This window comes from Mesorhizobium sp. M4A.F.Ca.ET.050.02.1.1 (genome assembly GCF_003997725.1).
Classification (GTDB): domain Bacteria; phylum Pseudomonadota; class Alphaproteobacteria; order Rhizobiales; family Rhizobiaceae; genus Mesorhizobium.
Window position 1 is genome coordinate 1 of sequence record NZ_RZSG01000263.1, and the last position, 7,395, is coordinate 7,395.

At 63.2% G+C, this 7,395-nt stretch carries 5 protein-coding genes and 1 pseudogene; 2 read left to right on the plus strand and 4 right to left on the minus strand.

Translation table 11 applies throughout. The annotated features are described in order from the left end of the window. A pseudogene (locus tag EOA33_RS18085) lies at window positions 1-558 on the plus strand (MFS transporter); the annotation flags it as partial. A gap of 51 nt (window positions 559-609) precedes the next feature. Here EOA33_RS18085 and EOA33_RS18090 read toward each other — a convergent pair. Both EOA33_RS18090 and EOA33_RS18095 read right to left on the minus strand, forming a co-directional pair. Then, a complete protein-coding gene (locus tag EOA33_RS18090; RefSeq protein WP_127406214.1) occupies window positions 610-1,386 on the minus strand; it encodes an OmpA family protein in 777 nt (258 codons plus the stop codon). Between the two features lie 83 nt (window positions 1,387-1,469). Next, window positions 1,470-4,772: a DUF6212 domain-containing protein gene (locus EOA33_RS18095; RefSeq protein WP_127406215.1), complete on the minus strand. Its 3,303-nt coding sequence runs from the start codon at window positions 4,770-4,772 to the stop codon at window positions 1,470-1,472. Between the two features lie 141 nt (window positions 4,773-4,913). On the opposite strand from EOA33_RS18095, the gene EOA33_RS18100 reads away from it, so the two are divergent. Continuing rightward, the gene (locus EOA33_RS18100) at window positions 4,914-5,918 is read left to right on the plus strand and encodes a glycosyltransferase family 2 protein (RefSeq protein ID WP_127406216.1); all 1,005 of its coding nucleotides are present in this window, start codon (window positions 4,914-4,916) and stop codon (window positions 5,916-5,918) included. A gap of 35 nt (window positions 5,919-5,953) precedes the next feature. On the opposite strand, the gene EOA33_RS18105 is transcribed toward EOA33_RS18100, so the two are convergent. Together EOA33_RS18105 and EOA33_RS39115 are read right to left on the minus strand one after the other, a co-directional pair. Continuing rightward, window positions 5,954-6,241, minus strand: a complete 288-nt coding sequence (locus tag EOA33_RS18105; protein ID WP_126055619.1) for a hypothetical protein — start codon at window positions 6,239-6,241, stop codon at window positions 5,954-5,956. Window positions 6,242-6,467: 226 nt separating this feature from the next. Beyond that, window positions 6,468-7,395, minus strand: a 928-nt coding sequence (locus tag EOA33_RS39115; RefSeq protein ID WP_210212579.1) for a DUF6212 domain-containing protein, incomplete at its 5' end; no start/stop codon positions are given.

The following is a 7,395-nucleotide window of genomic DNA, read 5'->3' on the forward strand; positions in this document are numbered from 1 at the left end:
GCCTTGCTCGCCAGCACCATCACGCTGGCGGCGGTGATTTCCTCGACGCTCTCGGTGCATTTGCTGTCGATCCTGCAGGCCGGCGACCTGGCGCTCGCCGCCGCTGTCGGTCTCGGAGCCCTGGTGGGCCCCTCGCAGGTAACGGCGCGCGCGGTCGAGATGATGATCGCGCGCTATCACCATCCGATCTGGACCAAGCTTGCCTCGGCGAGCTTCGTCGCCATCGGTGTCCTGGCGCTGTGGGCCGGCATGCCGGCCGTGCCGGTGGCGCTCGGCTTCTACGGCGCTGGCATCGGTCTCGAATCGATCGCGCGCGGCACCTTGCCGCTCGCCCTGTTCGGTCCGTCAGGCTACGCGAAGCTGATGGGCCGTCTTGCCATGCCGAGCCTGATTGCACAGGCGGCCGCGCCGTCGATCGGCGCGGTGCTGATGCAATGGACTGGAGCGCAGGGCACGCTCGCTGTGCTCGGCGGCCTCGCGCTGTTCAATGTCGTGCTGGCATGGAGCCTGCGCTGGCTGCTGGTCCGCGACAGAGGCGTCCACTTGCAACCGGGATAGCCGAAGCGCGGCGCGGGTGATGGCGCCTGCGGATTCACGTTCCCTGGGCCGCTACATCAGCGATGCGGTCGCCAGGCGATTCCTGGCGGTGTTCGGCTTGCTGTCGCCGATATATTCGACGTTCGTGTCGATGAGCCGGTCACTGTCGATCCCGGCCGCGGTCAGAATGTCCACCATCGCCTTCACGCGCTGCTTGGCCAGTGCCTTGTTTGTCTTTGCGGCATTGGCGCCTTTGAATTCCTTGGCCGCCAACGCCGTCAGTTCGACGTTGCAACGCGAGTCCTTGATGCTCGCGGCGAACTTATCGAGGTCATCCTTGATCTGCGATGAAATCACAGAGGACTGGCTGTCGAAAAACAGATGGACCTGGACAGGCGCGCGCTTCTCGTATTGCCGGCACGATATCCCTTGCTTCGGCAAGGTGTACAGGATCGCGCTACGTGCCGTTTTCGTGTCGGCGGCGCCATCGTCGACCCAATGCGAAAGCGCCAGCACCATTTCCGGCTTGACGCCTTGCGCCTTGAGGAAATCGCTGGTTGCATTCAGCCTGCGGCCGGCAATGCCGTCAGCCTTGTCGTAGCCACCTTCCTTGCTCGCCGTCGCATAGAGCCTGTAGCCGCAATCCTGTCCGGCATCCTTGATGAAGGCCTTCAACGCGCTGGCGGAATCCGTCGATATCTTGCCGTCGCCCTTGTTGAACAGGACGCGATAGGAGTTCCACTGCGTGCAGTTTGGGCCAAGGTCGCGTTCCTGGGCGACCGCGCTGAAACCTACCGTACTTGCGGCAGCGCTAATAAAGGCTAGAACAAGGATGAATGATTTCTTCATTGTCTTGGCGCCTCTCGCTGCGGCTTAGTCTAACGCCGCATTCTTTACTGCGGCAAGGTGGCAAACCGCGGCCGGCGCGCTCGTCAGTCCCACAACAGCAGCAGCTTGCGCCAGAAGGCATTGGACGGCATCGGCCTGGAACCGCGCGGCAGGCGGATGGCCAGGTAGATCGTCAGCCATTTGCGATCTATCTCCCGGATCGAGACTTTCAAGTCCTGCAGCTCGAAAGGTCTCGGAACCCGTGTCCATCCGGAGAAGGCGAGGGCGCCGGTCGGGGCATCGCCTTTCCACGAGAGTTTTTCCTCCGGCCTGCCCAGCGCCATGGCGAACTCGAAGGGCGACGCCTCCTCATGGGCGATCTCCACCGTCGCGACGACACTTCTGGCAAAAGCCGGGAAAGCCGACTTGAGGGCCGCGACAACCGGGCCATGCGTGTTCGGCCGCAGGAACAGGCCGCCATCGTCGCCGGCGACGAGCAGCGTCGGCAGGTCGGAGGGATGGTTGGTAACGAGCGAGGCTTGCTTGATCTCGTCATTGGTAATCCGGCGCATGCGCCGGCGCTCCTGCGGCGCGTTGAGACGCGGGTGTCTCGCCCCGTTCGAAACGACATGGCGGATCTGGATGCTCGAAAAGCCGCCAAGCACACGCGCCTGCGGGCGGCCTCCGCCGCACCGGACCGCGAGCAGCAGATCGCGCCGGCCCGACGCCGGCGAACTGATGGCCGTTCTTATTTCGCGCGGCTCGTGCGGCCGGCTGACATCGGCCCAGCCGCTCCCGACATCAAGATCGAGCATTCCGGCAAGCTCGCCGAAAGTCTGGTTTTCCGCGTCGACGATCGCAAGCTGGAACTGCGCGGTTCCGGTAAGGTCCTCGTCGAGGTAGATCCAGCAGCTTGCGCCGATGACGCCCGGCGGGCAGACGCCCTTCAGCAGGGCCATCGTCACGTTGCCGCCCCTTGCTTCGAGAAACAGCTGATCCGGCGATCGTTCGACATAGCTCAGCAAATCCGCAACGGCATCGGGATGCGAAGCGACATGAGCAAGGCGCAGCGGCTCGGCCGAAAGGTATTGCTCGCGGTAAAGCGAGGAATGCAGCTCCGGCACGGTCTCGTCGGCGGCTGCGTTGAGCATGTCGACGACGCCGAGTGTGAAGTCGGACCGGCCGGCATGGGCGAGCAGCGAGATCGCCGTGTCTGGCCTGCCCTCGCGGGCCGCGATCTCGGCCAGCAGTTGCATCGCATCGGCGGCGTTGGCGGGGCCCGAGCTCAGCCTGAGATAGCGCTCGTCCTTGACGCGCAGCTCAAGGTTCCAGAGGTTGAGGTCCTTTTCATGACTGGCGGTATTCGAGCTGATGCCGAGCTGCACGAACATGTCCGTATGCGCGAATTTGTGCTTGCGGAAGACGTCGATGATCGGCCTGCGGTTCCTCAGCCATTCGGCATTCCGGTTCATCCCTGTCGGCGCCGACCGGTACCAATAGAGCGGCTCCGGCACAGTGATGATCTCGAGGCCCGCCAGATCCGCGCGCAGGAAGAATTCCCAATCGCTCGCTGAAAAGCCGCGCTCTTCATTGAGATAGCCGACCCTGTCGAACACCTCGCGCCGGAATATCGCATTGGCATCGCCATAGGGATTGGTGATCAGCGCAATGTCGGGCGGCCCTCCGACCGGAAAGTAGAGCATGTATCCGCTCTTAGTATCCGGTGGCACGAAGGGTTCGTTAAGCCATTTGGCGAAGGTCGTGCAGATGTCGGCGCCGGAATTCTGCATGCCTGCGACGAACGTGCTGACCGCGTTCGGGAAGAGTGCGTTGTCGTCGTCCAGGAACAGGATCAGCGAGCCCTTGGCGGCTCGGATGCCTGTGTTGCGCGCCTTGCCGAGGAAGCCGTTCTTCTGCCGGATAATCCGCCAGCCGCGCTGCTCGAACTCCGGTTCGAGGTCGGCCAAAAGTTCGATTGCCTCAGGATCGGTGCTGCCGTCATCGACGACGATCAATTCGATGTTGGGATAGTCCTGGCGCCGAACCGAGGCGATTGCCTGCGGCAGCAGCCGCGCCCGGTTGTAGTGCGCGGTGATGATCGACACCAGGGGCGGCCGGCTCCGCCGCGAGCCGGCGGCCTTGCGCGGCTCCCGGCGGAATTTCGCGTGCAGCCGGCTCCAGGCCTTCTCGCGCGCCGCACGCCCGTGCAGCGGCTTCGCCGGGCTGATCGCGCGGCTTTGCAGCGCCTCCGCGATCTTGGCCGCGATGGCGGACGCGGAAGCCTCCATCATGACGGTGTCGGCCGACTTCGGGTGCAGCATGTCGCGTATGCTGCCGACGTCCGTCGCGACGAAAGGGATCTCCTCGTCGAGGCATGCGACCACGTCCATCGGAAGCTGCGCAGCCGCATGCGGGATCGCCACCAGCGCATGGCTCTGCCGCAGGTATCGGAAGATCTCGGGTTCGTCGCGAATGGGCAGCAGCTTCAGCTTGAACGGCCATTGCCGCGCGCGCCGGACGATCATGCCGCCCGAATGCTCGCCGAGCATATGGCCAAACGCGCCGACGACCGTCACCGCCAGGTCGGTGATGCCGCTGTCGGCCAGACGATCGAGCGCATCGCAAAACAGCGTCAGCCCGCTGCGCGCCTCGGTGCCGGAGAAATGAACGATTTCGGTGGTGAGCCGCGGTCGCCGCCGATAGGGATCGGAGTGGAAGTTCGAACGCCATTCCTCCGGCACGAGCGGGACGGCGACGTGGCGGCTGGCGGGCAGTTTCCAGCCTGCCTTGGTCATCCAGTCGAGCACCGACTGGCCGGTGACCACGAGATGGTCGCAGGTCTCTGCCGAGGTCCTTTCCATATGTGCGATGGTCATCTGCTCCTTGCGCTCGACCGCCCGGCCATTGGCCTGCAGCTTCCACATCAGCGGTTCGTGGGCGAGCACGACGATCGCGGGCGGATCGGGAAAAACCCCGGTTCGTTTGGCAACGGTCGGGAAATGCGCCAGTCCGCCCTCGAGCGCGAAGTAGACGACGTCGTAAGCGTTCTGCTTGAGGTAATGGTAGACGGCCACCGAATGCTTGTCGCTCGAGTCCAGGCCGCGCAGCAGCTCGGGCGACTGCGGCAACAGTTCGAGCCGCACCAGGAAATTGTCGAAGCACCATTTGCCGAGCCTGGCGATCTCCTCCTCGTCGGGCTGGCTGCCGATCGGGCTCGGCACCCATAGCAGCGTGACGGTGTCGCCGGTTACCGCAAGATATTGCGCCAGCGCGTAGGTCGCCGACCCCGGATCGGCGGTCGAAATCGAACCGAACTCGACCTCTGAAACGACGCATACATTGCGGGGCTTGTGGCTTGCCTGTCGCTTGCCCCTGGGCGTCGCGCCTAGCTTAGAACCAATGCTCAATCAGTCCCCCTTGATCATCAGCGGCAGCGGACAGTCTTGCCAACAGTAGGATAACACTTTGATAATTGTCTCGCGGGGATAATCGCCGCGCGGAGCCACAATACCCACTCGCTTTCGCGTAACCCGGATCATGACGCTCGCATGCTTGGCCATCGATCTCCGAAACACCTCGAACGGCTGGACGACCGGCCGATCGACGTAAGCAAGGGCGAGATCCTGTGCTTTGTCGGACTGCGCAATGAAGCGACACTGCTGCCCAAGCTTCTCGATCACTATCGCGGCCTCGGCGTCGATCGTTTCTTCTTCCTCGACAATGGTTCGACGGACGGGACGCTCGAACTGATCCTGGAGCAGCCGGACAGCCATTGCTTCCACACGGAAGGATCGCACTTCGCCGAGAACATCGATCCGCCGCGTTGGATCAACACGCTGATGAACGTCTTCGGCACTGGCCACTGGTGCCTCTCGATCGACGCCGACGAATTGCTGGTCTACCCGGATTTCGAGCGGGTGAGCCTGCACCGGCTTTGCGACTATCTTGACTCGACCGACGCCGACGCGGTGATCGGCTCTATGATCGACATGTACGCCGACGGCCCGCTGGCGGAGTGCCACTATGACGGCACGCTCCCGCTTATCGAGGCCTCACCCTATTTCGATCCGGAACCGGGCTGGCTGCGGGCGCGTGACGGCAAGTACCCGCCGCAGCAGATGTTCGGTGGCGTCAGGGAGCGCGTCTTCTGGCACGGCCGATTCAAGCAGACCTTCCCGCCATGTCTGACCAAGGTGCCGATCGTGCGATGGGAGCGGGGCAGGCGCTATCATGTGGCCCAGCACACGATCAGCAAGGTTCAGTTCAGCGAGCTCCGCGTCGCGCTGCTGCATTTCAAATTCGTCTGGGGTTTCCGCCAGAAATCAGCGTCGTCACTGAGCGAGAACACGCAGCTTAAGGAAAAGACCCTGGAGGAGCGCGCCGCCTACATGGAGGCATTGGAGCGCGATCCGAAACTGTCGCTTCGGGACCAACGCTCCGTTCGCTATCGTGACGCCGCGCAACTTGTCGAACTCGGCTGGATGAGAACCTCGGATCGCTACGCCGAGTTCGTCTCAAACGCCGTTAGGCCGCGTCAAAGCGCGGCCACTTGAACTGACGAACGATCGAATTGTGGATACGGCTGATTCTACCCGCCGTAACCGCCGCCGCCATCACCGTTATTTCCGTCGCCGCCGTTCGGATTGAATTGCGCCAGCGTGTTCAGGGCAAGCGCCTTGCAGGCCGTCGGAGCATTAGGATAACGATGCAGATAGTCTTCGAGCGCCTCGATCGTACCGATCTTCAGGGCCTGCTCGCAAGCGAGCTCGGCCTCCTGGATCCCACCTTCGAATTGCGCCTGCGCCGCGCCAGAGAAAGCGACGCTCACGCCAAGAATACTTAGCCCACCCAATAGTAGCGATTGGATTTTACGCATAACAAGCCCCTTTCACCACGCACCACATTGAAATTATTGTTTTGTTAGCAATTTGTCAACCATATCCGTGGCGTGCCGGGCGCCATCCTGGCGCAAGGTTAACGGCCGGATCCGCGGCCGACGCGCTGCATGTCGCCCTAACGCTCCGGCGGTTTTTGGGAGGACGACGTGCATGAAAACAAAGACTTGAAGCGCGCCGGCTGAATCCGTTCCCGCACGACGCGGTTCAGTCGCCGATCAGTGTCAGCGTCCGAAAGAAGGCGTTGGTCGGAGCGCCGTTGGGGCTTCCGGCGAAACGAACCGCAAGCATGATCGAGAGCGGCATTTTGCGCCGTGCACGAAGCGTCGCCACCAGGCTACGGCGCGCGAATTTGTCCGCGACCGTCATCCAGCCCGAGAAGGCAAGGGTCTGCCCGGATATGTCCCTCTGCCAGTCGATGGTCTGATCGGGGCGGGCAAGCGCAAGCGCGAAGTCCAGTGCCGGCGCGTCGGCATGCGCGATTTCGACTGTAGCCTCGATCGCCCGGAAGAAGGGAGGAAACTGATGATCGAGCGAGGCCGCCACCGCGCCGTCGGGGTGGGGGCGCAGGAACACCCCGCCGCCATCCGGCGCGACAAGCAGCAGCGGCAGGGCCGAGACGCGCGGCGTCAGCAGCCTGGCGGTCCGCAAGACATCAAAGACGAGGATGGTTGAACCGCCGCCATCATCGGGACGTTCCGTGACATCGACAGCTGCGGGCCGTCCAAGCAAGCCGGCCGCGGTATCGCCGCGGCCCACCGAGCGGGCGATGCGCGCCAGCTTCTCCAGGGTCGCATCGCTGTTCGGCTCGAGGTCGCAGAGCTCCAGATAGTCTCGATAGGCGGGAGTGTACCGCAGGTTCTCGCGTGCGCTCTCGATTTCGGACCGTGTCGTATTCTGGGCGATGGCCAGTTGGTGCAGCAGCCCGGCGCCATCGAACTGGCTCGAGCCAAATGTCTTCAGGACCGGGCGGCGATTGTCATACCAGTTAGACATCCGGAACATGCCGTCCGGTTTCGACCGGTACCAGTAAAGCGGCTTCGGGATCGGCCTGATCTTCAGCCCGGCAAGCGAGGCCCGCGCGAAAAATTCCCAGTCGTGCATAGCATAGACCGGCTCTTCGACCAAGTATCCG